This window comes from Neoroseomonas eburnea (genome assembly GCF_018129005.1).
Taxonomy (GTDB): Bacteria; Pseudomonadota; Alphaproteobacteria; order Acetobacterales; family Acetobacteraceae; genus Neoroseomonas; species Neoroseomonas eburnea.
This window is the reverse complement of sequence record NZ_JAAEDL010000005.1, coordinates 214656-234458: the sequence shown is the minus strand read 5'-3', so window position 1 is coordinate 234458 and position 19803 is coordinate 214656. Positions and strand designations below refer to the sequence as shown.

The 19803-nt window shown below is 71.1% G+C and carries 18 protein-coding genes; 3 read left to right on the top strand and 15 right to left on the bottom strand.

Going from position 1 to position 19803, the window contains the following annotated elements; translation table 11 throughout:
- The first annotated feature begins 574 nt into the window (after nucleotides 1-574).
- Nucleotides 575-1666, top strand: coding sequence for a M23 family metallopeptidase (locus GXW74_RS28335; protein ID WP_211845871.1), 1092 nt, complete (start codon nucleotides 575-577; stop codon nucleotides 1664-1666).
- A 43-nt stretch (nucleotides 1667-1709) separates the two neighbouring features.
- Here GXW74_RS28335 and clpB read toward each other — a convergent pair whose 3' ends face one another.
- Nucleotides 1710-4295, bottom strand: a complete 2586-nt coding sequence (clpB, locus tag GXW74_RS07585; protein WP_211845870.1) for an ATP-dependent chaperone ClpB — start codon at nucleotides 4293-4295, stop codon at nucleotides 1710-1712.
- Between the two features lie 110 nt (nucleotides 4296-4405).
- Here clpB and GXW74_RS07580 point away from each other — a divergent pair, with 110 nt between their 5' ends.
- The gene (locus GXW74_RS07580) at nucleotides 4406-5170 is read left to right on the top strand and encodes an MOSC domain-containing protein (RefSeq protein WP_211845869.1); all 765 of its coding nucleotides are present in this window, start codon (nucleotides 4406-4408) and stop codon (nucleotides 5168-5170) included.
- Nucleotides 5171-5183: 13 nt separating this feature from the next.
- On the opposite strand, the gene GXW74_RS07575 is transcribed toward GXW74_RS07580, so the two are convergent.
- From GXW74_RS07575 to GXW74_RS07535, 9 genes are all read right to left on the bottom strand, one after another.
- Nucleotides 5184-5639: a DUF4167 domain-containing protein gene (locus tag GXW74_RS07575; RefSeq protein WP_408903861.1), complete on the bottom strand. Its 456-nt coding sequence runs from the start codon at nucleotides 5637-5639 to the stop codon at nucleotides 5184-5186.
- 248 nt (nucleotides 5640-5887) lie between these two features.
- Nucleotides 5888-6775: a peptide chain release factor N(5)-glutamine methyltransferase gene (gene prmC / locus GXW74_RS07570; protein ID WP_211845867.1), complete on the bottom strand. Its 888-nt coding sequence runs from the start codon at nucleotides 6773-6775 to the stop codon at nucleotides 5888-5890.
- Entirely contained in the window at nucleotides 6775-7830 is a 1056-nt protein-coding gene (prfA, locus tag GXW74_RS07565) for a peptide chain release factor 1 (protein WP_211845866.1), read from the bottom strand. The genes prmC and prfA overlap by 1 nt, the downstream gene beginning before the upstream one ends.
- A gap of 166 nt (nucleotides 7831-7996) precedes the next feature.
- Nucleotides 7997-9235, bottom strand: coding sequence for a histidine--tRNA ligase (gene hisS / locus GXW74_RS07560; protein WP_211845865.1), 1239 nt, complete (start codon nucleotides 9233-9235; stop codon nucleotides 7997-7999).
- A gap of 25 nt (nucleotides 9236-9260) precedes the next feature.
- On the bottom strand, nucleotides 9261-9731 hold the full coding sequence (locus GXW74_RS07555; RefSeq protein ID WP_211845864.1) for a hypothetical protein: 471 nt from the start codon (nucleotides 9729-9731) through the stop codon (nucleotides 9261-9263).
- Complete coding sequence (gene ispG, locus GXW74_RS07550) at nucleotides 9728-10870, bottom strand: flavodoxin-dependent (E)-4-hydroxy-3-methylbut-2-enyl-diphosphate synthase (protein ID WP_211845863.1); 1143 nt, start codon at nucleotides 10868-10870, stop codon at nucleotides 9728-9730. Before ispG ends, GXW74_RS07555 begins: the two co-directional genes overlap by 4 nt.
- A gap of 102 nt (nucleotides 10871-10972) precedes the next feature.
- Entirely contained in the window at nucleotides 10973-11974 is a 1002-nt protein-coding gene (locus tag GXW74_RS07545) for a helix-turn-helix domain-containing protein (RefSeq protein WP_211845862.1), read from the bottom strand.
- A gap of 75 nt (nucleotides 11975-12049) precedes the next feature.
- Entirely contained in the window at nucleotides 12050-13042 is a 993-nt protein-coding gene (locus tag GXW74_RS07540) for an NAD(P)H-dependent flavin oxidoreductase (RefSeq protein WP_211845886.1), read from the bottom strand.
- A gap of 50 nt (nucleotides 13043-13092) precedes the next feature.
- Nucleotides 13093-14316, bottom strand: a complete 1224-nt coding sequence (locus GXW74_RS07535; protein ID WP_211845861.1) for an aspartate kinase — start codon at nucleotides 14314-14316, stop codon at nucleotides 13093-13095.
- Nucleotides 14317-14461: 145 nt separating this feature from the next.
- Here GXW74_RS07535 and ubiG point away from each other — a divergent pair, with 145 nt between their 5' ends.
- A complete protein-coding gene (gene ubiG, locus GXW74_RS07530) occupies nucleotides 14462-15196 on the top strand; it encodes a bifunctional 2-polyprenyl-6-hydroxyphenol methylase/3-demethylubiquinol 3-O-methyltransferase UbiG (RefSeq protein WP_211845860.1) in 735 nt (244 codons plus the stop codon).
- Nucleotides 15197-15495: 299 nt separating this feature from the next.
- On the opposite strand, the gene GXW74_RS07525 is transcribed toward ubiG, so the two are convergent.
- From GXW74_RS07525 to GXW74_RS07505, 5 genes are all read right to left on the bottom strand, one after another.
- The gene (locus tag GXW74_RS07525; protein ID WP_211845859.1) at nucleotides 15496-16218 is read right to left on the bottom strand and encodes a hypothetical protein; all 723 of its coding nucleotides are present in this window, start codon (nucleotides 16216-16218) and stop codon (nucleotides 15496-15498) included.
- A gap of 34 nt (nucleotides 16219-16252) precedes the next feature.
- Nucleotides 16253-16744, bottom strand: a complete 492-nt coding sequence (locus GXW74_RS07520; protein WP_211845858.1) for a DUF1178 family protein — start codon at nucleotides 16742-16744, stop codon at nucleotides 16253-16255.
- Between the two features lie 85 nt (nucleotides 16745-16829).
- Nucleotides 16830-17087 (bottom strand): glutaredoxin 3, encoded by a 258-nt coding sequence (grxC, locus tag GXW74_RS07515; protein ID WP_211845857.1) that lies wholly within the window; start codon nucleotides 17085-17087, stop codon nucleotides 16830-16832.
- A gap of 241 nt (nucleotides 17088-17328) precedes the next feature.
- Nucleotides 17329-18123 carry a ComF family protein gene (locus tag GXW74_RS07510; RefSeq protein ID WP_338148174.1) on the bottom strand — a complete coding sequence of 265 codons (795 nt, stop codon included), beginning with the start codon at nucleotides 18121-18123 and terminating at the stop codon, nucleotides 17329-17331.
- A gap of 5 nt (nucleotides 18124-18128) precedes the next feature.
- The gene (locus GXW74_RS07505; protein WP_211845856.1) at nucleotides 18129-19718 is read right to left on the bottom strand and encodes a rhodanese-like domain-containing protein; all 1590 of its coding nucleotides are present in this window, start codon (nucleotides 19716-19718) and stop codon (nucleotides 18129-18131) included.
- Between the last annotated feature and the right edge of the window lie 85 nt (nucleotides 19719-19803).

Genomic DNA, 19803 nt, shown 5'->3' with positions numbered 1-19803 from the left:
ATCTTCCAGCCCAGCACCCAGCCATCCCAAAAAACCAAGGAACAGCCAAGAACCATACACTTCCAAAACCGATGCAACTGTCAAAGAACAATGCCGGATCGACCCGAGATAACCTCAGGGGAGGTCACCACTCGCCAATTCAGCGAAACCCGCCGTCTTCGGCGGGGGAGAGAACCTACCGGACCAACCCGGGAAGGTCAACACCCCGCGTCAGCGGCGTGGGGGGGTTTCTACTGACGTCGATCTGTCATGTCAAACGGGTTTGTCGGGTCTAGACGCTATGACGTGGGTGCATGCCTTGCCCCCTTGATCTCGATATCGCCGAATCGGCCAAGCCTCGACCGCAACATTGACGAACTGTAATCCAGGCCCGATGGAGAGCGGCCCGCGCAACGCGCTCCCGCAGATTCGGAGGCACCCCTTCCTCATGATGCCCCGCTTGGCCCTGGCCATTCTCCCTCTCACCGCCCTGCTCCTGGCCGCCAGCCCGGCAAGGTCCGAGCCCTCCCCGGAACCGCCCGCCGCAACCGCGGAGGCGGAACCACCGCCCCGCCCCCAGGAACGTATCCTCGTCGTGCGGCCCGGCGACACGCTCGCCCGCCTGCTCGACAGCGCCGGCGTCGATGCCGCCGAGGCCCATGCCGCGGTGACCGCCCTGGCGCCGCTGTTCCGCCCAGGCGACCTCCGGCCCGGGGACGAGATCGGCATCCGCCTCAGCCCCGACGAGGCCCCTGCCCTGCTCGAAATCGAGATCGAGCCTCAGCCCGGCCGCACCATCCGGGTGCGCCGCCAGGACGGCCAGACCTGGCAGGCCGAGGACACCCTCGCCCCACGCAGCCGCTTCGTCGTCCGCGCCGCGGGCACCGTCGATGGCGGCCTCTTCCCCGCCATGACGAATGCCGGCGTCCCCCCGGGCCTGGCCCTCTCCCTGATTCGGGTCCTCGGTCACCAAGTTGATTTCCAGCGTGATCTCCAGCCGGGCGACCGTTTCACGATCCTTTTCGAACGCTACCGGGACGGCGACGGCGATATCCTCGGCCACGGCCAGGTGCTCCATGCCGAGCTCACCCTCTCCGGCCGCGCCCTCGCCATCTGGCGCCACAAGGATCGCCGCGGAGCGACCGACTGGTACGATTCGGACGGCCGCAGCCTGCGCCGCACCTTTCTCCGCACGCCGCTCGACGGTGCGCGCGTGACGTCGCGCTTCGGCATGCGCAGCCACCCGATCCTCGGCTTCAACCGCATGCACCAGGGCATCGACTTCGGTGCGCCAACCGGCACGCCGGTCTATGCCGCCGCGGACGGCGTCGTCGTCTCCGCGAAGAACGAGGGCGGCTACGGCCGTATGGTCCGCCTCCGCCACAGCGGCGGCGTCGAAACCCGGTACGCGCACCTCTCCCGCTTCGGCCGCGGTATCGCGTCGGGGCGCAGGGTCCGGCAAGGCGATGTCATCGGTGCCGTCGGCTCGACGGGCCTTTCGACCGGCCCGCACCTGCACTACGAGGTCGCCGTCCATGGCCGGCCGGTGAATCCCGGCCGCCACATCCAGCAGACCGTCCGCCTCGCAGGGCAGGATCTCGCGACCTTCCGCACCGCACAGCGGCAGCTTGCGCGACTCACCGCCAGCCTCGGCACGCGCGAGGAAGTCGCGATGGCCGCCGACTGAACAGGGCAGCGGCCGGCGGGCACACCCCGCCGGCCGCCGATCCTCAAGCCGCCGCGGCCAGGTTCGGCCGCACTTCCAGCCCGTCCTGGGACGCGCTCACCCGCACGACATCGCCATCCTTGATGCTGCCTTCCAGCAGCAGCCCGGCCAAGCGGTCCTGCAGGTTCCGCTGGATCACCCGCTTGAGCGGCCGCGCCCCGTAGACGGGGTCGTAACCTGCCTCGGCGAGCCATTCCCGCGCCTTGTCGTCGAGCTCCAGCCGCACCTTGCGGTCCTCCAGCAGCTTCAGCAGCCGCTGGAGCTGGATATCGACGATCGAGGCCATGTCGCCGCGCGCCAGACGCCGGAACAGCACGATCTCGTCAAGCCGGTTCAGGAACTCAGGCCGGAAGCGTTCGCGCACCGCCCGCATCACCGCCGGCCGCGCCGCGTCGATCTCGGCATTCTCCGGCAGCTCCGCGATCGCCTGGCTGCCGAGGTTGGAGGTCAGCACGATGATCGTGTTGCGGAAATCGACCGTCCGCCCCTGCCCGTCCGTCAGGCGCCCGTCGTCGAGCACCTGCAGCAGGACGTTGAAGACGTCGTCATGCGCCTTCTCGACCTCGTCAAACAGGATCACCTGGTAGGGCCGGCGCCGCACGGCTTCCGTCAGCGCCCCACCCTCCTCGTAGCCGACATAGCCCGGAGGCGCGCCGATCAGGCGGGAGACGGCATGCTTCTCCATGTACTCGGACATGTCGATGCGCGTCATCGCCCGTTCGTCGTCGAACAGGAACTGCGCCAGAGCCTTCACGAGTTCGGTCTTGCCGACGCCCGTGGGCCCGAGGAACAGGAACGACCCGATCGGCCGGTTGGGGTCCTGCAACCCCGCCCGCGCCCGCCGCACGGCCTTCGAGACAGCCTCAAGCGCCTCTTCCTGCCCCACGACGCGGCGGCGGAGCTCGTCCTCCATGCGCAGCAGCTTGGCGCGCTCGCCCTCGAGCATCTTCTCGACCGGCACACCCGTCCAGCGCGAGACGACCGCGGCGATGCCCTCCTCGGTCACCGCCTCGTTCACCAGGCGCGCATCGCTGTCGCCCGCCTCGGCGAGCTTCTTCTCGATCTGCGGGATGACGCCGTAGAGCAGTTCGGACGCCTTGCCGAGATCGCCCTTGCGCTGCGCCAGCTCCACCTCGGTCCGCGCCTTGTCGAGTTGCTCCTTGAGCTTCTGGCTCTCGACGACCTTGCCCTTCTCCGCCTCCCAGCGCTGCGTCATCTCGCGCGAGCGCTCCTCGAGGTCGGCGACCTCCTTCTCGAGCTTGGCGAGCCGATCGCGGGAGGCCGGGTCCTCCTCCTTCTTCAGCGCCTCGCGCTCGATCTTCAACCGCATCAGGTCGCGGTCGATCGCATCAAGCTCCTCGGGCTTGGAATCCACCTGCATCCGCAGGCGGGACGACGCCTCGTCCACCAGGTCGATTGCCTTGTCGGGCAGGAAGCGGTCCGTGATGTAGCGGTTGGACAGTGTCGCCGCGGCCACCAGCGCGCTGTCGGTGATGCGCACGCCGTGATGGGTCTCGTACTTGTCCTTGATGCCGCGCAGGATCGAGATGGTGTCCTCGACGCTGGGCTCGCCCACGAAGACCGGCTGAAAGCGCCGCGCCAGCGCCGCGTCCTTCTCGACATGCTTGCGGTACTCGTCGAGCGTCGTCGCGCCGATGCAGTGCAGCTCGCCGCGCGCCAGCGCCGGCTTCAGCAGGTTGGAGGCATCCATCGCCCCATCCGCCTTCCCGGCGCCGACCAGCGTGTGCATCTCGTCGATGAACAGGATGATGTCGCCCTCGGCCTGCTGCACTTCCTGCAGCACGCCCTTCAGACGTTCCTCGAACTCGCCGCGATACTTGGCGCCGGCCACCATGGCGCCGAGGTCGAGCGCCATCACGCGCTTGTCCTTGAGCGCCTCCGGCACGTCGCCCTTGACGATGCGCAGCGCCAGGCCCTCGACGATCGCCGTCTTGCCGACGCCGGGCTCGCCGATCAGTACCGGGTTGTTCTTGGTGCGCCGGGCCAGCACCTGGATCGAGCGGCGGATCTCCTCATCCCGGCCAATGACCGGATCGAGCTTGCCCTGCCGCGCCGCCTCCGTGATGTCCCGCGCGTACTTCTTCAGCGCGTCGAATGATTCCTCGGCATTCTGGCTGTTGACCGTGCGGCCCTTGCGCAGGTCGGCCACGGCCTTCTCCAACCGCTGCGGATCGGCGCCGGCCTCGCGCAGCGCGCGCCCGGCATCGCCTTCGCTCGCGGCCAGCGCCACCAGCAGCCGGTCCTGGGCGACGAACTCGTCGCCAGCCCGCGTCGCCTGCTGCTGCGCCGCATCCAGCACCCGCACGATGTCGGGGGTGAACTGCGGCTGCCCCGCCCCGCCGCCGGACACCTTCGGCAGCTTCGCGAGGCTCGCCTCCAGCACCTGCTTCGCCCGCGCGGGATCGCCGCCGGCCGCGCGGATCAACCCGCTGGCGGCACCCTCGGCATCATCCAGCAACGCCTTGGCGAGATGTGCCGGCGTCACCTGCTGGTGATACTCGCGGATGGCGATGGTCTGGGCGGCCTGCAGGAAGCCGCGGGCCCTGTCGGTGAACTTCTCGATATCCATATGTCCCTCTCCTGAGCGGACAGGCAAAACCCGCCCCCATCGGGGCGGCGGGTTCGCCTCTGTCGCACGACCATGTGGTAAGCGTCCTTGATCTGCTTCAAGGGGCCGCCATGCGCATCGAGACGATCTATCGCTACCCCGTGAAAGGCCTGACCGCGGAGGCGCTGGAAGAGGTGACGCTCACCCCTGGCGAAACCCTCCCGCACGATCGCCGCTTCGCCCTCGCACAGGGCGATTCGCCCTTCGATCCGACGGCCCCCGCCTGGCTGCCCAAGCGCAACTTCGCCTGCCTGATGGTGAATGCCCGCCTCGCCATGGCCCATTCGGCCTTCGACGCGCGGACCGGCCAGCTCGCCATCCGCCTGCCGGGGGCGCCCCTGTTCCTGGGCGACACGCGCACGGAAGAAGGCCGCGCCGCCATCGCCGCCCACCTCGCGGCCTTCCTGGGCGAGGAGGCCCGCGGCACGCCGCGCTTCCTGGAGGCGCCGGGCCATTCCTTCTCCGACGTCGCGAAGAAGGTCGTCTCGATCATCGGCCTGTCGAGCCTGCACGCGCTCGAACAGGCGGCCGGGGCCACCCTCGACCCGCTGCGCTTCCGGGCGAATGTCTATGTGTCGGGCGCCGCGCCCTGGGCCGAATTCGACCTGCTGGGGCGGGAGATCCTGCTCGGCCAGGCGCGGCTGCGCGTCATCAAGCGCATCGTCCGCTGCCCGGCGACAGAGGTGAACCCGGCGACCGGCGAGCGGGACGCCGAGCCGCCACGCTGGCTGCGCCAGCATTTCGGCCACCCCGACCTCGGCGTCTATGCCGAGGTCCTGGAGGGTGGGCGCATATCGGTCGGCGACGCGCTCGAGGTCACCGACCCGGCCGGCTGAACGCCCCGCGGCGTCAGGCCGGCTCGCGCGCCTCGCCGGCCGCTTCGCCGGCGGCGCCCTCGCCGTCGCCGAACTCCTGGCTGGCCTGGCCGTTCATCTCGGCCGGCTCGGATGCCTCGCCCTCGCCGCCCTCGGCCTGCTGGAAGCGGCGCTGCTGCGTCTGCTGGTGCTGCGCGGCGGCCTGGTTCATGGCGTTGAGGATGCGGAAATAGTGCTCCGCATGCTGGAAGTAGGATTCCGCCATCACGCGGTCGCCACCGCTCGTCGCATCGCGGCCGAGCTGGAGGTACTTCTCGAACAGCTGCTGCGCCGTCCCGCGCAGACGCATGTCGGGTCCGTTCGAGTCGAAGACGTGGTTGCGGTTCAGGGGCTGACGGTCGCCGCCCCCCCCTCCGCCGCCGCCTCCGTGGCGGAACTGGCCGCCGCCCCCGCCGTGGCGATGGCCGCCGCGGCCGCGCATGCGCTTCATGTTCATCGGTATCGTGTTTCGCTGTCCCGCATCGGCGCCGCGCCGGGCTAGGCCAGAACCCTTAAGGGCCCGCCATGCGCGGCAAATCGCCGGTATCGTTCATCCAAGCGGCCCCGGGCCGTGCCGGCGGGACCAGCCCGCCACCCGCATCAACCAGGTCAGAGGAAGAAGCTGCCTGCCCGGCCGCACCCGCAAACTAGCCGCCACCAGCCGGGGCGCCAAACGGTTTTTTGTCCGCCCCCCCGGCCTCATCCTGTCGCATCCGGCCCGGCCACGCCAAAGACCAGGGCGCGCTCGATATCCCCGAGGTCGCGACCGCAGGCGAGCAGGCCCAGGCCCTCCCGCCGCGCGATCGCCTCGACCTCCGGCCGCTGGCCGACGCCGATCTCCAGGACCGCCCGCCCGCCCGGCGCCAGCAGCCCCGGCACCCGGCGCAGGATGTGGCGATAGGCATCCAGCCCATCCACCCCGCCATCGAGCGCCAGCCGCGGCTCGTGCCGCGCGACCTCCGGCATCAGGCCGGGAATCGCCTCGCTGACGATGTAGGGCGGATTCGACAGCACGAGGTCGAAGGTGCCCGCGAGAGGTGCCTCCCAGTCGGCCGCGACGAAGCAGGCGCGATCCGCCAACCCATTCGCCACGGCATTGGACGCCGCCAGGCGGGCCGCGGCCGGGGCCAGGTCCACACCCACCCCCCAGGCCCCGGGGCACTCGGCCAGCACGGCCAGCAGCAGCGCCCCCGTGCCGGTGCCAAGGTCCAGCACCCGCCGCACCTTCCCCCTGTCGGCGAAGGCGGCGAGCGCGGCCTCCACCACGGCCTCCGAATCCGGGCGCGGCACCAGCGTCGCGTCCGAGACGGCCAGGTCCAGCGTCCAGAACCCGACATGGCCGAGCAGATGCGCCAGCGGCTCCCGCGCGGCGCGGCGGCGCAGCAGAGCGGCGAAGGCCGCGCCCCGATCAGCCGGCACCGGCGCCCGCGGGTCGCGCAGCAGGTCCTCCTCCCGGCAGGCCAGCACATGGGCCAGCAGTCGCCGCGCTTCGAGCCGCGGCGACTCGATCCCTGCCGCACGCAGCACCTGCCCCGCCTGACAGAGGAAGGCGCCGACCGACCCGTCCGGATCGGCGCAGCCGGACATCACGCCGCCTCGGCGGCCAGCCGCGCCGCCTGTTCCTCGGCGGTCAGCGCGTCGATGATCTCGTCGAGCTCACCGAGCATGACGCGGTCGATCTTGTGCAGCGTCAGGCCGATGCGGTGGTCGGTCACCCGCCCCTGCGGGAAGTTGTAGGTGCGGATACGTTCCGACCGGTCGCCGGTGCCGACCTGGCCCTTGCGGTCCGCCGCGCGCGTCGCGGCCAGCGCGGCGCGCTGCTGCTCATAGAGCCGCGCCCGCAGCACCTTCATCGCCTTGGCGCGGTTCTTGTGCTGGGACTTCTCCTCCTGCATCGCAACGACGATGCCGGTCGGGACATGCGTGATGCGCACGGCGGAATCGGTCTTGTTCACGTGCTGCCCGCCGGCCCCCGAGGCGCGGTAGGTGTCGATGCGCAGGTCCGAATCATTGACCTGCACGTCCACCTCCTCCGCCTCCGGCAGCACGGCAACGGTGACGGTCGAGGTGTGGATGCGGCCCTGCGTCTCGGTCGCCGGCACGCGCTGCACGCGATGCACGCCGCTTTCGTACTTCAGTCGCGCGAAGACGCCGCGCCCGGTGATCTCGGCCGTCGCGCCCTTGATCCCGCCGAGATCGCTCTCGTCGTAGTCCAGCACCTCGAAGCGCCAGCCGCGGGCTTCGGCATAGCGCTGGTAGGCGCGGAACAGCTCGGCGGCGAAGAGGCCGGCCTCGTCGCCGCCGGCGGCGGGGCGGACCTCGAGGATCGCGCTGCGCTCATCCGCCTCATCGCGCGGCAGAAGCATGAGGCGGATGTCGCGCTCCAGCTCCGGCACGCGCTGCTTCTGCTCGAGCCATTCGGCCTCAGCGAGGTCGCGCATCTCGGGGTCGGCCATCATGGCCTCGGCCTCATCGCGCGCCCTTTCGGCCGCGCGATACGCCGCGACCTTCTCGACCAGCGGCTCGAGTTCCGACAGCTCCTTCGACAGGGCGCCGATCTCGGCCCCGGGGGCGGTGGAGAGGATGTGGCGGATCTCCTCCGCGCGGGCGAGGAGGCGATCGAGGCGGGCGGGGAGGCTCATGCGCGGCGGTCCGGGAAGGGCGGGGGAGGAGAACCTCCCCCGCTCCCCCTCCGTTCTTTGGCCACCGGGAACTGACCGCCGAGGTCAGTTCCCAGGTGCCAAAGAAGGTTGAGGGGGGTGGGGGGGGAGAAGTTCCCTTCTCCCCCCACCCTGTCCAGCACTGTTCTCACGCCAGCCGCCCCGGCACCTCCGCCAGAGGCACCTTCTCCTGTGTCCCGGCATCGAGGTCGCGAAGCTGCGCGACGCCGGCCGCGATCTCCTCATCCCCCAGGATCACGGCCGCTCGTGCCCCGATCCGGTTGGCCCGCTCCATCCGGCGCTTCAGATTGCCGCGATAGGCGATCTCCGCCACCACCCCGGCCCGCCTCAGCGCCTGCAGGATGTCGAGCGCCGCCCCCTCGGCCGCGTCGCCGACCGGGACCACCGCCACGGGCCGCGGCGCTGCGGGCGCGACCGGCAGCAGCATGGACAGCCGCTCGATCCCCGCCGCCCAGCCGACGGAGGGCGTGGCCGGGCCGCCCATCTCCTCGACCAGCCCGTTGTAGCGGCCGCCCGCCATCACCGTGCCCTGGGCGCCGAGCCGGTCGGTCACGAACTCGAAGGCGGTGTGGCTGTAGTAGTCGAGGCCGCGCACGATGCGCGGGTTCTCCCGGAACGGCACGCCGAAGCGCGCGAGATGCGCCTTCACCGCCGCATAGAAGGCCGAGGCCGCCTCGGTCAGGTGGTCCCCGATGACCGGCGCACCGGCGACGATCGCGCGGTCCGTCTCGTCCTTGCTGTCGAGGATGCGCAGCGGGTTCTTTTCCAGCCGCACGCGGCTGTCGTGGCTCAGCGCGTCCTTGTGTGCGGAGAAATACTCGACCAGCGCCGCGCGATAGGCGGCGCGGCTGTCCGCATCGCCGAGCGTGTTGATCTCCAGCACCGTGCCCTCGGACACACCGAGCGCGCAGAGGATATCCCAGCCGCAGGCGATGACCTCGGCGTCCGCCAGCGGCTCGGCGGCGCCGAGCACCTCGATGCCGATCTGGTGGAACTGCCGGTAGCGGCCCTTCTGCGGCCGCTCGTAGCGGAACATAGGGCCGGCGTAGAACACCTTGCGCGGCAGGTTCGACTGCGTCAGCCCGTTCGACACCAGCGCGCGGCAGACGCCCGCCGTCATCTCCGGCCGCAGCGTGACGGATTCCCCGCCACGGTCGGTGAAGCTGTACATCTCCTTCATCACCACGTCCGAGCTGTCGCCGAGGCCGCGGGCGAAGACGCGCGTGTCCTCGAAGACCGGCGTCGCCCATTCCTCGAAGCCGTAGAGCGTGCTGATCCGGCGCGCCGTATCCGCGACGGCGTGATGGCGGCGGAACTCCTCGCCGATGAGATCGCGCGTGCCACGGACGGGCTGAAGGGCTGTCATGCCAAGGATATCCAATGTGCCGTTGTCAGGGCCGGCGGGGGCGCTGCTGTTGTTGTGGTTGCTGTTGCGGCGCGCGGACCGGGCGGAGCAGGTCCTCCCGCGCCTGGTTCGCGACGCGCGTCGCCGAGGCCAGGGCGCGGCGGTAGGTCTCGGCATCGCCCTCGTCCAGGCAGCCCGAGAACTCGCCCACCTCGAGAAAGCCCCGGAGCCGGCCCGCCCACTGGTCGAGCCAAGCCAGGACCACCGCGGCCTGCGCGCGCGCATCCGACTCGAAGCCGAAGGAAAGCTGGCTCGCATGCTGCCGCACCACGAGTGTCGCCTCCATGGCGCGGTTGTTGATCTCAGTGCAGGGGATGGAGGGCGCCGGCGGCTCGTTCAGCGACGCTTCCGGCGCATCCGCCTGGCTGCGCGCCGGCAGGGCAGGTGCGAGCATCGCCAGCGCGAGCGCCGCCGCGCACGCCATCCGCCGCGGCCGCCGCACCGGCCGCAGCGTCATTCCGCCGCCTGCCGCGTCGCGCTCTCGGCGGCCGCGGCGCGCGCTTCCGCCGCCATGGCCTCCGCCTTGGCCGTCACCAGGGCGACGATGTGCTCGACCATGTCCTCGGTGCGGATCGTGTGGTCGGACTTGCCGGCCGCGTAGACCATGTGCGTCCCGGCGCCGCCGCCGGTCAGCCCGATATCGGTCATCAGCGCCTCGCCGGGGCCGTTCACGACGCAGCCGATGATGGACAGCGTGATCGGCTGCTCGATGTGCGCCAGCCGCTCCTCCAGCTTCTCGACGGTGCGGATGACGTCGAAGCCCTGCCGCGCACAGGACGGGCAAGAGACGATCTTCACCCCGCGATGCCGCAAATGGAGCGACTTCAGCATCTCCCAGCCGACGGAGACCTCCTCCTCCGGCTCGGCGCTGAGCGAGACGCGCAGCGTGTCTCCCACACCGGCCCAGAGCAGGGAGCCGAGCCCGATCGCGCTCTTCACCGTCCCCGCGCGCCGCCCGCCCGCCTCGGTGATGCCGATGTGCAGGGGGTGGTCGCAGGCCTCGGCGAGTTGCTGATAGGCCGCGACGGCGAGGAAGACATCCGACGCCTTCACGCTGATCTTGAACTCGTCGAAGCCTTCCTGGAGCAGGTGGTCGGCATGCCACAGCGCGCTTTCCACCAGCGCTTCCGGGTTGGGCTCGCCATACTTCTCCAGCAGGTGCTTCTCGAGGCTGCCGGCATTCACCCCGATGCGGATGGAGCAGCCATGGTCCCGCGCCGCCTTCACCACCTCCTTCACACGCTCCTTGGAGCCGATGTTGCCGGGGTTGATGCGCAGGCAGGCCGCGCCGGCCGCGGCCGCCTCGATGGCGCGGCGGTAGTGGAAATGGATGTCGGCGACGATCGGCACGTTCACCTCGCGCACGATCTCGGCGAGTGCGGCGGTGCTCTCCTCCGTCGGGCAGGAGACGCGGACGATGTCGGCGCCGGCGAGCTCGCAGCGGCGGATCTGCTCGATCGTCGCCTGGGCGTCCTCGGTCGGCGTGTTGGTCATGGTCTGCACGGTGATCGGCGCATCGCCGCCGACGCGCACCTTTCCGACACCGATCTGCCTCGATCGGCGGCGCAGGATCTCCTGGTAGGGGCGATAGGCCATGCGAAGGGTTCCGGTTCTCTCGGCTCGGCGCCGGGGCCAATATGGCGCTCGAATGCCCGGGCCGGAAGGCCGCGGAAGGATGCCGGGGCCGGCGGCCTGACTCTAGGGCCTCGCCGGCGCCGCGCCGGCCGGCGGCGGGGTGGCGGGCGCCTGGGACACCGGCTGCGCCGGCGGAGCGGGTCTGGCCGGTACACCGGGAGCGGCACCCTCCGGCGCGGCGGCCAGGGCAGCCCGAAGCCGCTCGGCATCCAGCACGACGCCGCGCCGCACGCCCGTGGCCCCCGCCAGGACCGGCACCGCCTGGCCATCGACCACGATGTCGAGGTTCTCGGCCTTGCCGGTGGTCAGCAGCAACCCATCGCGGTTCGGCACCTGATAGGTGTCACCATTCCGCAGCACGCGATCGAACAGGTTCTGGTTGGCGCGGCTGTCGCGCACCTGGATCCAGGATTCCCCCCGGGCGCGGATCAGGACACGGATGCCGTCGGGCATCGGCATGGCCGGCACCGCCGGGGGTGCCCCGGCGGCGACCGGCGCCGGTACCGCGATCGGTGGTGCCACGGCCGCCGCTGCCTGGGTCGGCGTGGCAACCGGGCCGGCCGCTTGCGTCGTCCCCTCCCGCTGCCGCTGCCCATCCTGCGCCGACTGCTCAAGCCGGGGCGGCACGGGCGGCACGGCATCGACCACGCGGTTTCCCGAGCCGCTCCAGTTGAACCAGGCCACGTAGGCGCCGATCGCGAGGACGACGCCGACCGCCACCAGCGCCCCGGCCGGCATGCCGCGGGAAGGTACCGGCTCGGGGAAGACGAGTTCGCCCGGCTTGGCGCCGGCACCGCCGGTCACGTCCCGGAACCGCCGCACCGCCTCATCGGGATCGAGCCCGAGCGCCGCCGCATAGGACCGCACGAAGCCGACGGCATAGGCCACGCCGGGCAGGTCCTTCACGCGCCCTTCCTCGAGCGCGTGGATGTAGCGCCGGTTGATGCGCAGGTGCTCGGCCATGTCCTCGACGCTCGCCCCAAGCGTCAGGCGGGCCTCGCGCAGTTCCTCACCCACGCGGGCGGCTTCGGCGGCGGTCAGGTCGGGGCGTGGGATGCGCTTCATGGGGGTCCAGGCTCGACCGCCGGCTTCTAACCCCGCGGGGCAGTCCCGCAAAGGCCATTCACGCCAGCCGGCAGGTCAGGCCGCGTTCCTTCCTCGAGCCGCGATGGCCGTCGCGGCCTGTCCGATCAACTCGGCGATGATCTCTGCGGCTGGTTGCTCCTTCGTAACCATGCCCACGGACTGCCCGGCCATCAGGGAGCCGTTCTCGACATCGCCTTCGATCACCGCCCGCCGCAGGGCGCCGGCCCAGAAATGCTCAATGTCGAGCTGCGCCGCGTCCTTGTCGAGCTCGCCCGCGCGGAACCGGCGGATCGTCTCGGCCTGATGCTCCAGGAAGCGCTTGGTTCCGGCATTCTGCAGGGCGCGGACCGGAATCACAGGGAACGTCTCGTCGAGCTGCACCGTCGGCATCGCGTCGCGCGCGGCGCCGCGGATGAAGGCCTGCTTGAAGGCCGGATGGGCGATGCATTCGGTGGCGCAGACGAAGCGCGTGCCGAGCTGCGCACCCGCCGCTCCCATTTCGAGATAGGAAAGGATCGCCTCCCCCCGCCCGATGCCGCCGGCGACGAAGACCGGCACCTCGGTGATGTGCGGCAGGATCTCCTGCGCCAGCACGTTGAGCGAGACCGGCCCGATATGCCCGCCGGCCTCCGAGCCCTCGATCACCAGCGCATCGGCGCCGCTGCGGATCATGCGCTTTGCCAGCACGAGCGCCGGCGCGAAGCACACCACCTTCGCGCCGCCCTCCTTCGCCTTCTTGATCGCGCTGCCCGGAGGGATGCCCCCGGCGAAGACGATGTGCCCGACCTTCGCCTCGAGGCACACATCGACCAGCTGTTCGAGCCGCGGATGCATGGTGATCAGGTTCACGCCGAAGGGCTTCTGCGTGAGCGCCTGGGTCCCGGCGATCTCCTCGGCCAGCCGCGGCGGCTCCATCGCGCCGCAGGCGATCACGCCGAAGGCCCCGGCATTCGACAGGGCGGCGACGAGGTGCCGCTCGCTCACCCAGGACATCGCGCCGCCCATGATGGCGTAGCGGCTGCCGAAGAAGGCAGCGCCGCGCGCCATCAGCCGGTCAATCTCGGCATAGGCCCAGTCGGGCGCCCTCACCGCATCGCTCACGCGGGCGCGTCCAGCCCGTAGGCGGTGTGCAGCGCGCGGACCGCGAGCTCGGTGTAGTCGGCGGCGACCAGCACGCTGACCTTGATCTCGGAGGTGGAGATCACCTGGATGTTGATCCCCTTCTCCGCCAGCGCCTTGAACATGGTGTTCGCCACGCCCGCATGGCTGCGCATGCCGATGCCCACGACGCTGATCTTGGCGACGTCGGGGTCGGCGAGCAGCGCCTCGAAGCCGAGCTCGGGGCGCGCCTTCTCCAGCACGTCCCTGGCGCGGGCGAGGTCCGCCTTGCCGACCGTGAAGGTCATGTCGGTGGTGCCGTCGGCGCCGATGTTCTGCACGATCATGTCGACGTTCACATTGGCCTTGGCCATCGCGCCGAACACGTTCGCCGCCACCCCGGGCCGGTCCGGCACGCGACGCAGCGTCACCTTGGCATCGTCGCGGGAATACGCGATGCCGGAAACCACGGGCTGTTCCACGATCTCGTCCTCATCCACCACGAGCGAGCCGGGCTTGTCCTCGAAGCTCGAGACGACCTGCACGCGCACGCCGAGTTTCATCGCCAGTTCGACCGAACGCGTCTGCAGCACCTTGGCACCCACGGAGGCGAGTTCCAGCATCTCCTCGAAGGAGATGCGCTCGAGCTTCCGGGCGCGGGGCACGATGCGCGGGTCGGTCGTGTAGATGCCGTCCACGTCGGTATAGATGTCGCACCGATCGGCCTTCACCGCCGCCGCGACCGCGACCGCGGAGAGGTCCGACCCGCCGCGGCCGAGCGTGGTGATGCGGTGGCGCGTGTTCTCGATGCCCTGGAAGCCGGCGATCACCGGCACCTGGCCCGCCTCCATCCGTTCGATCAGCACGGCGCCGTCGATCTGCTCGACCCGTGCCTTGCCATGCGCCTGGTCTGTGACGATCGGCACCTGCCATCCCTGCCAGGACCGCGCATCGACGCCGATCGTCTGCAGCGCGATCGCCGTCAGCCCGGTCGTCACCTGTTCGCCGGTCGCGACGACGGTGTCGTACTCGCGCGCATCGTGCAGCGGCGAGAGGTCCTGGCACCATTTGACCAGCTGGTTGGTCACGCCGGACATGGCCGAGACCACGACGGCGACCTGGTGGCCGGCATCGACCTCCCGCTTCACGCGGGCGGCGACGTTGCGGATACGATCGAGATCGGCGACGGAGGTGCCGCCGAACTTCATGACGATACGAGCCATCGGCGGCGGTCTGGTTCCTGGGGCCGGGCGGAAAACGCCTGCGCCGGTGGTTGCGCCGGGCGGCGGGGCGGGACAGATACCGAGCGGCCGGGGGACGCGCAACCCGCCGCATCGACGGACCCCTCGGTCCGGAAAAGGAGACTCCATGCCACGGGCAGGCACCAGGCTCGACGCCGAGGTCGCGAAGTTCGACTCCCTGGCCGCCCGCTGGTGGGATCCGGATGGGCCGATGAAGCCGCTGCACCGGATGAATCCGCTGCGCACCGGCTGGATCGCGGAACGCCTGGCCCGCCTGCATGGCAGGGATCCCGCCGCCCCGGATGCCCTGGCCGGCCTCACGCTGCTCGATGTCGGCTGCGGCGCCGGGCTGGCCTCGGAGGCGCTCGCCCGCCGCGGCGCCCGCGTGACCGGCCTCGACGCGGCCGGGGAGGCGCTGGAGGCGGCGCGTGCCCATGCCGCCGCCGGCGGCCTCGACATCGCCTACCGGGAGGGCCTGCCCGAGGATCTGCCGGTAGACGAGGCCTACGACGCCGTCATCGCCCTCGAAGTCATCGAGCACGTCGCCGACCGCCAAGCCTTCCTCGCTGCCCTGGCGCGGGTCGCGAAGCCGGGGGCACCGGTTTTCCTCTCGACGCTCAACCGGACCCCGCGCTCCTTCCTGATGGCGAAGCTCGGGGCGGAATACCTGCTGCGCCTGCTGCCGGTCGGCACCCACGACTGGCGCATGTTCGTCACCCCGGGCGAGCTCGGCGCCGGGCTGCGGACGGTCGGCCTGCGGGTGGCCGACATTGCCGGCATGACGATGGACACCCTCAGCGGCCAGTGGCGGGCAAGCCGGGATGTCGGAGTGAACTACCTCGTCATGGCGGTCCGGGACTGACGCTGCCAAGCGTTTCCGATCGCCTGGCGATCGGCCGGGCGAAGGGTATCGGTGCGCGCGTCCGGGGCGGCGCCCGCAGACCGGATGAAGTCGCATACCAGCGGCCGCTATTCGCGACCTTTGGCATCCGCCTTTGCGTGCCCCCGGACGTCGGGCGCAAACCTCCGGTTCGCTTGGACGTGCCGGACCACCGGCGGGCCGCATTCCCGATCCCCGGTCACGTTGCAAGGCAAGGTGACCGGGTGCCCGTCGCGGCCTCGGCACGAGGCAAGAACTCGTGCCGCTCGTATCAGACCGCGTCAGCACGGGGGGGCATCCGGTACATGGCGGGCATAGCCCATCGCATCGAGGTAGCCGGCGAAGGCGGCATCGAGCGGTGCTCTCTGCTCCGCCGTCAGCTCCGTCCGGTGTCGCTCAGGCAACGCCTTGTTACGATGAGTGAAAGCGATGCGCTCGACGTAGAACCGCACCGGCCAGTGCGGGCAGCGCAGGCCGAGATGCTCCGCGACCGCCGTGATCGCCTCATCCATGCGAAAGGCGCAGGTTTCGTAGCGCAGGTGCAGCAGCCCGGGCAGATCCGACCAGCGCTCCATTTCGGCAAGATAGCCGCCGACGCGCGCGGCTGCGCCGTCGAGGGTGGCGAATTCGGAGAAGGCCTCCTCCCCCCGGCGGCGCGCGCGGCGGCCGGCATCCAGCAGGGCAAGGCAGATGTCGCGCGGATCGCGATGGCTGACCAGGGCTTTCGCCTGACCACGCTCCGCCAGGTCCCGGTAGGCGGCAATCCACTCCAGGCCGGGCGAGTCATGGGTCTTGATGACCAGGGTCCGGCCGCCGATCCGTTCGGCGACCTGCCGCAGCAGCCCGGCATCGAGCACCTGCTGAAAATTCACCCGATGCCCCGGGCTCACCAGAGGCGGGGGCAACCGCCATTGCGGATGGCCACCCAGGACGGCGACCGCACGCGCGATCTGGAAGGCGAGCGTGCTGCCGGATTTCGGAATGCCGCAGCTGAAGACGATCATCGGCGGAGGATCGACGCCGCAGCGCCCTCGCGTCTCAGCCGTCGGCCGGAGGCACCCAGGGGATGCGGGCCACCTCGATGCCTTCGTCGCGCAGTGCCTCCGTCTCGGAGTCGCTGGCCTCGCCGAAGATGCCGCGACGATCGGATTCTCCGCGGTGCATGCGGCGGGCCTCATCGGCGAAATCGGCACCGACATAGTCGCAGTTGCGCTCGACCTCGACACGCAGTCGCTGGAGCATCGCCCGCACCTGCGCCGGCATCGGCCCGGCCGTGGCCGGCGCCGAATCCGGCGCAGCCCCCGGTGGCGGCGCCGGGAGCGCTTCGGGGACGACGGCATTGCGTGCCGGCCGGCCCTTCTTCGGAATGGCCGGCGCCATCAGCGCGCGGGAGACGGCCGTGCCCCCGCAGACCGGGCATTCCACCAGTCCCGCCTGGGCGAGTACATCGAAGGCGGCGCTGTCCTTGTACCAGCCGTCGAAGCTGTGCTCCTCGGCCGTGCTTTCGCAGCGCAACTGGTAGTGGATCATCGCTCCGTCTTCCCTGGCCCGCCCCACAGGCGGCGGGCCACGCCTTCCATCTGGCACTCGTCCATTCAGACTGCCAGATGTCGGGTCACGCGGCCAGAAGCGTGTCCAGCCGTCCCGCGCGCTCGAGCGCATGCAGGTCGTCGGACCCGCCGATCGCCTGACCGTCGATGAAGATCTGCGGCACCGTGGTCCGGCCGCCGGAACGCGCGATCGCCTCGCGCCGCGCCTCGGAACCGTTCGGCGCGTAGATCTCCTCATAGGCCACGCCCTTGCGCTCGAGCAGCGCCTTCGCGCGGGCGCAATAGGGGCAGAATTCGGTGGTGTAGATCTGGATCTTGGCCATGGCTGAAGACTTGGCGCGGCGCCGGGCCGGGTCAAGGCATGGCTGGATCGGTCGCCATGCCGCGATGGCATGCCTGCATGCCGCGCGTGACGCGGCGAACCGCATGTGCCTCGCGGCGCAGTCGATGCCGGCAGCACATGCCCAGCCAGATGACCACGACGCCCGATCCTGGACGAACGGCCAGGAAGGGGACCAGCGCCGCCCGTGGGAACACGCCTCTCCGCACTACCGCGAGCGGCCCTCAGGCATCCCGAAGCCGCGGGTCCGGCACCCGCGCGGCGGCGAGGACCTCGACGGCGCTCGCCCCGGCCCCCAGCAGCACCAGGCTGCACGCCTCCGCGGTGGCGCCGGAGGTCATGACGTCGTCCACCAGCAGCACCCGGCGCCCCGCGATGGCAGCACGCCACCGAGACGAGACGACGAAGGCGCCGGCCACAGTCGCCGCGCGCTCCGCCGCTCCCTTGTCGGCGAGCGGCGGCGTCTGCCGCGCGCGACGCAGCAGGTCCGGCAGCACCGGCTTTGCCGAGAGGGCGCCGAGCGCGCGCGCCAGCAGCGCCGCCTGATCATAGCGCCGCTGCAGGACTCGCCGCCAATGCGCGGGCACGGGCGCGATCACCTCCGCCCTGGCCAGCAGCGGCGCCCCGATGCGCGCCATCTGGCGCGCCAGGGGCATGGCGAGGTCCGTCCGGTCCGCGTGCTTGAACGGCAGGATCAGCCGCTTCGCCCCGGCATCGTAGCGGAACGCCGCCCGCGCCGAGAGGAAGGCGGGCAGCCCCCGCCGGCAGCGCGGGCACAGCCCGGCGGCCGATCCGGTCGCCTCGGCCTGGCCGGCATGGGCGAAGGGCACGCCGCAGCGGTCGCAACAGGGCGCGGTGATCGGCGTCAGCCCGGCGAAGCAGGCCGCGCACAGCGCCCCTTGGGCCTGCACCTCGCCCTCGCAGGCGAGGCAGCGCGGCGGCAGGAGCGTGTCGAGGACGCGCAGCGAGGCCCGCCGAACCCCGCCCGACAGGCGCTGGAAGGCCTGTCGCGCCGCCACCCCCGTCAGACCCAGGCGCCGAAGGGTGCGTCGCCGTCCTTGGCGACCTCGTGCACCAGGTCGATTTCCCAGGAGAGGTATTCGTGCATGGCCGCCTCGACGCCCTCGTTGCGGTCGTAGGGGCGCAGGTAGAAATCCACGCAGTCCGCATCCGGCGGATCGCGACGGTCGGCCGTGACCGGGAATCCCGCCGCCTGCCATGCCTTCGTGCCACCGGCGAGGATCTTCACCGGCGCCTTGGCGAAGCCGAGCAGTTCCTGGGCGGCGAGCCGCGCCTGGGCCTCCTCCGGCGCGGCGACCACCACCTGGCGGTCGCCCGTCAGCCGCCCGGCCAGCCGGTCGAGCCGGCTGCGGATACCCCACAGGGCGCCCGGGACATGCCCGTCGCGGAAATCGATGGAACGCGCCAGGTCCACCACCTGCACCGCCCCCTCCCCCGCGAGCGCGGCGAGGTCTGCCGGGCTGACATGCGGCACCTTCACCGCCGCCGCCTCGGGGCAGTCCGGCGCCCAGACGCCTTCCTCCAGCCGTCCTTCCAGCCCGTCCGACAGGACGTACACATCCCAGCCGCCGAGTTGGCGCAGCCAGCCGCCGGTCATCCGGGCACGCACCCCGGTATCGTCGATCAGCACGATGCGCGCGCCGCGCACCGCAACCCACTGGTCGGTCGCCTGGACGAGTTGCCCACCCGGCGCCGAGCGGCTGCCCACGAGATGCCCCGCCGCGAATTCCGCCGGGTCGCGCACGTCGAGCACATAGGTCGTCCGCGTCGCATCGGCCTGGAAACCTGCAAGCTCGGCGCGCGTCGCCACCTTGACCCCGTGCTTGCGTGCGAAGCGGTCGGCGCGGGCGAAGGCCTCGGCAAGCGTGGCCGGTGTGCCTTCCGGATAGCGATCGGTGCGGCCCCGATCGCAGGAGAAGCCCGCGAGCTCCCACCCCATCGTGCCGTTGCGCAGCGCCACCACCTTGTTGGGCAGCCCCGCGCTGCGCAGCGATTCCGCGCCGAGAATGGACCGCGTGCGCCCGGCGCAGTTCACCACGACCGTCGTCTCGGGCCGGCTCACCAGCTCGCCGATGCGATAGACCAGCTCGCCGCCCGGGACGTTGACGCCGGTCGGGATCGACATGCGGCGGAACTCGTCGATCGGCCGGCTGTCGAGCACCACCATGTCGGTCCCGGCGTCCATCATCGCCTTGAGCTCGGCGGGATCGACGGACGGCGTGTGGTAGTGGTGTTCGACCCATTCGCCGAAGGCCTTGGACGGCACGTTCACACCCGAGAAGGCAGTGAATCCCGCCGCCACCCAGGCAGGCGTTCCGCCCGCGAGCACCGCCACCCTGGAACAGCCGATCTGCTCGAGATAGGCGGCGAGCCGCGCGGCGTACCCTTCCCCTCCGTCGGTGCAGACCACCTGCACGTCGCGGCGCGGCAGCAGCGCACGGGCGCGGAATTCCATCTTCGACAGCGGGCAGGGCACCGCCCAGAACAGATGCGACCGCCCGAACTCCCCTTCCTCCCGCGCGTCGAGGATGGCGAGTTCCCGCCCCTCCCGGATCCAGCCCTTGAGCGTGGCGGCGTCGATCTGACCGGCCATGCGTCCTCTCCCCTTGCCATCCGCCGCCATCAACGGGCGCCGCGGCTCTGCTCTACCGCGCCTTGCGGCGACGCGGAACCGGGCG

What these genes read in the sequence shown, in the direction of transcription:
- GXW74_RS07505 (WP_211845856.1), bottom strand. Translation starts at nt 19,718, where the DNA reads ATGGCCGGTCAGATCGACGCCGCCACGCTCAAGGGCTGGATCCGGGAG.
- GXW74_RS07580 (WP_211845869.1), top strand. Translation starts at nt 4,406, where the DNA reads ATGCGCATCGAGACGATCTATCGCTACCCCGTGAAAGGCCTGACCGCG.
- prfA (WP_211845866.1), bottom strand. Translation starts at nt 7,830, where the DNA reads ATGAGCCTCCCCGCCCGCCTCGATCGCCTCCTCGCCCGCGCGGAGGAG.
- clpB (WP_211845870.1), bottom strand. Translation starts at nt 4,295, where the DNA reads ATGGATATCGAGAAGTTCACCGACAGGGCCCGCGGCTTCCTGCAGGCC.
- GXW74_RS07555 (WP_211845864.1), bottom strand. Translation starts at nt 9,731, where the DNA reads ATGACGCTGCGGCCGGTGCGGCGGCCGCGGCGGATGGCGTGCGCGGCG.
- prmC (WP_211845867.1), bottom strand. Translation starts at nt 6,775, where the DNA reads ATGTCCGGCTGCGCCGATCCGGACGGGTCGGTCGGCGCCTTCCTCTGT.
- GXW74_RS07520 (WP_211845858.1), bottom strand. Translation starts at nt 16,744, where the DNA reads ATGATCCACTACCAGTTGCGCTGCGAAAGCACGGCCGAGGAGCACAGC.
- ispG (WP_211845863.1), bottom strand. Translation starts at nt 10,870, where the DNA reads ATGGCCTATCGCCCCTACCAGGAGATCCTGCGCCGCCGATCGAGGCAG.
- GXW74_RS07535 (WP_211845861.1), bottom strand. Translation starts at nt 14,316, where the DNA reads ATGGCTCGTATCGTCATGAAGTTCGGCGGCACCTCCGTCGCCGATCTC.
- GXW74_RS07525 (WP_211845859.1), bottom strand. Translation starts at nt 16,218, where the DNA reads ATGATCGTCTTCAGCTGCGGCATTCCGAAATCCGGCAGCACGCTCGCC.
- GXW74_RS07575 (WP_408903861.1), bottom strand. Translation starts at nt 5,639, where the DNA reads ATGAAGCGCATGCGCGGCCGCGGCGGCCATCGCCACGGCGGGGGCGGC.
- GXW74_RS07540 (WP_211845886.1), bottom strand. Translation starts at nt 13,042, where the DNA reads ATGGCGCGCGGCGCTGCCTTCTTCGGCAGCCGCTACGCCATCATGGGC.
- grxC (WP_211845857.1), bottom strand. Translation starts at nt 17,087, where the DNA reads ATGGCCAAGATCCAGATCTACACCACCGAATTCTGCCCCTATTGCGCC.
- hisS (WP_211845865.1), bottom strand. Translation starts at nt 9,235, where the DNA reads ATGACAGCCCTTCAGCCCGTCCGTGGCACGCGCGATCTCATCGGCGAG.
- GXW74_RS07545 (WP_211845862.1), bottom strand. Translation starts at nt 11,974, where the DNA reads ATGAAGCGCATCCCACGCCCCGACCTGACCGCCGCCGAAGCCGCCCGC.
- ubiG (WP_211845860.1), top strand. Translation starts at nt 14,462, where the DNA reads ATGCCACGGGCAGGCACCAGGCTCGACGCCGAGGTCGCGAAGTTCGAC.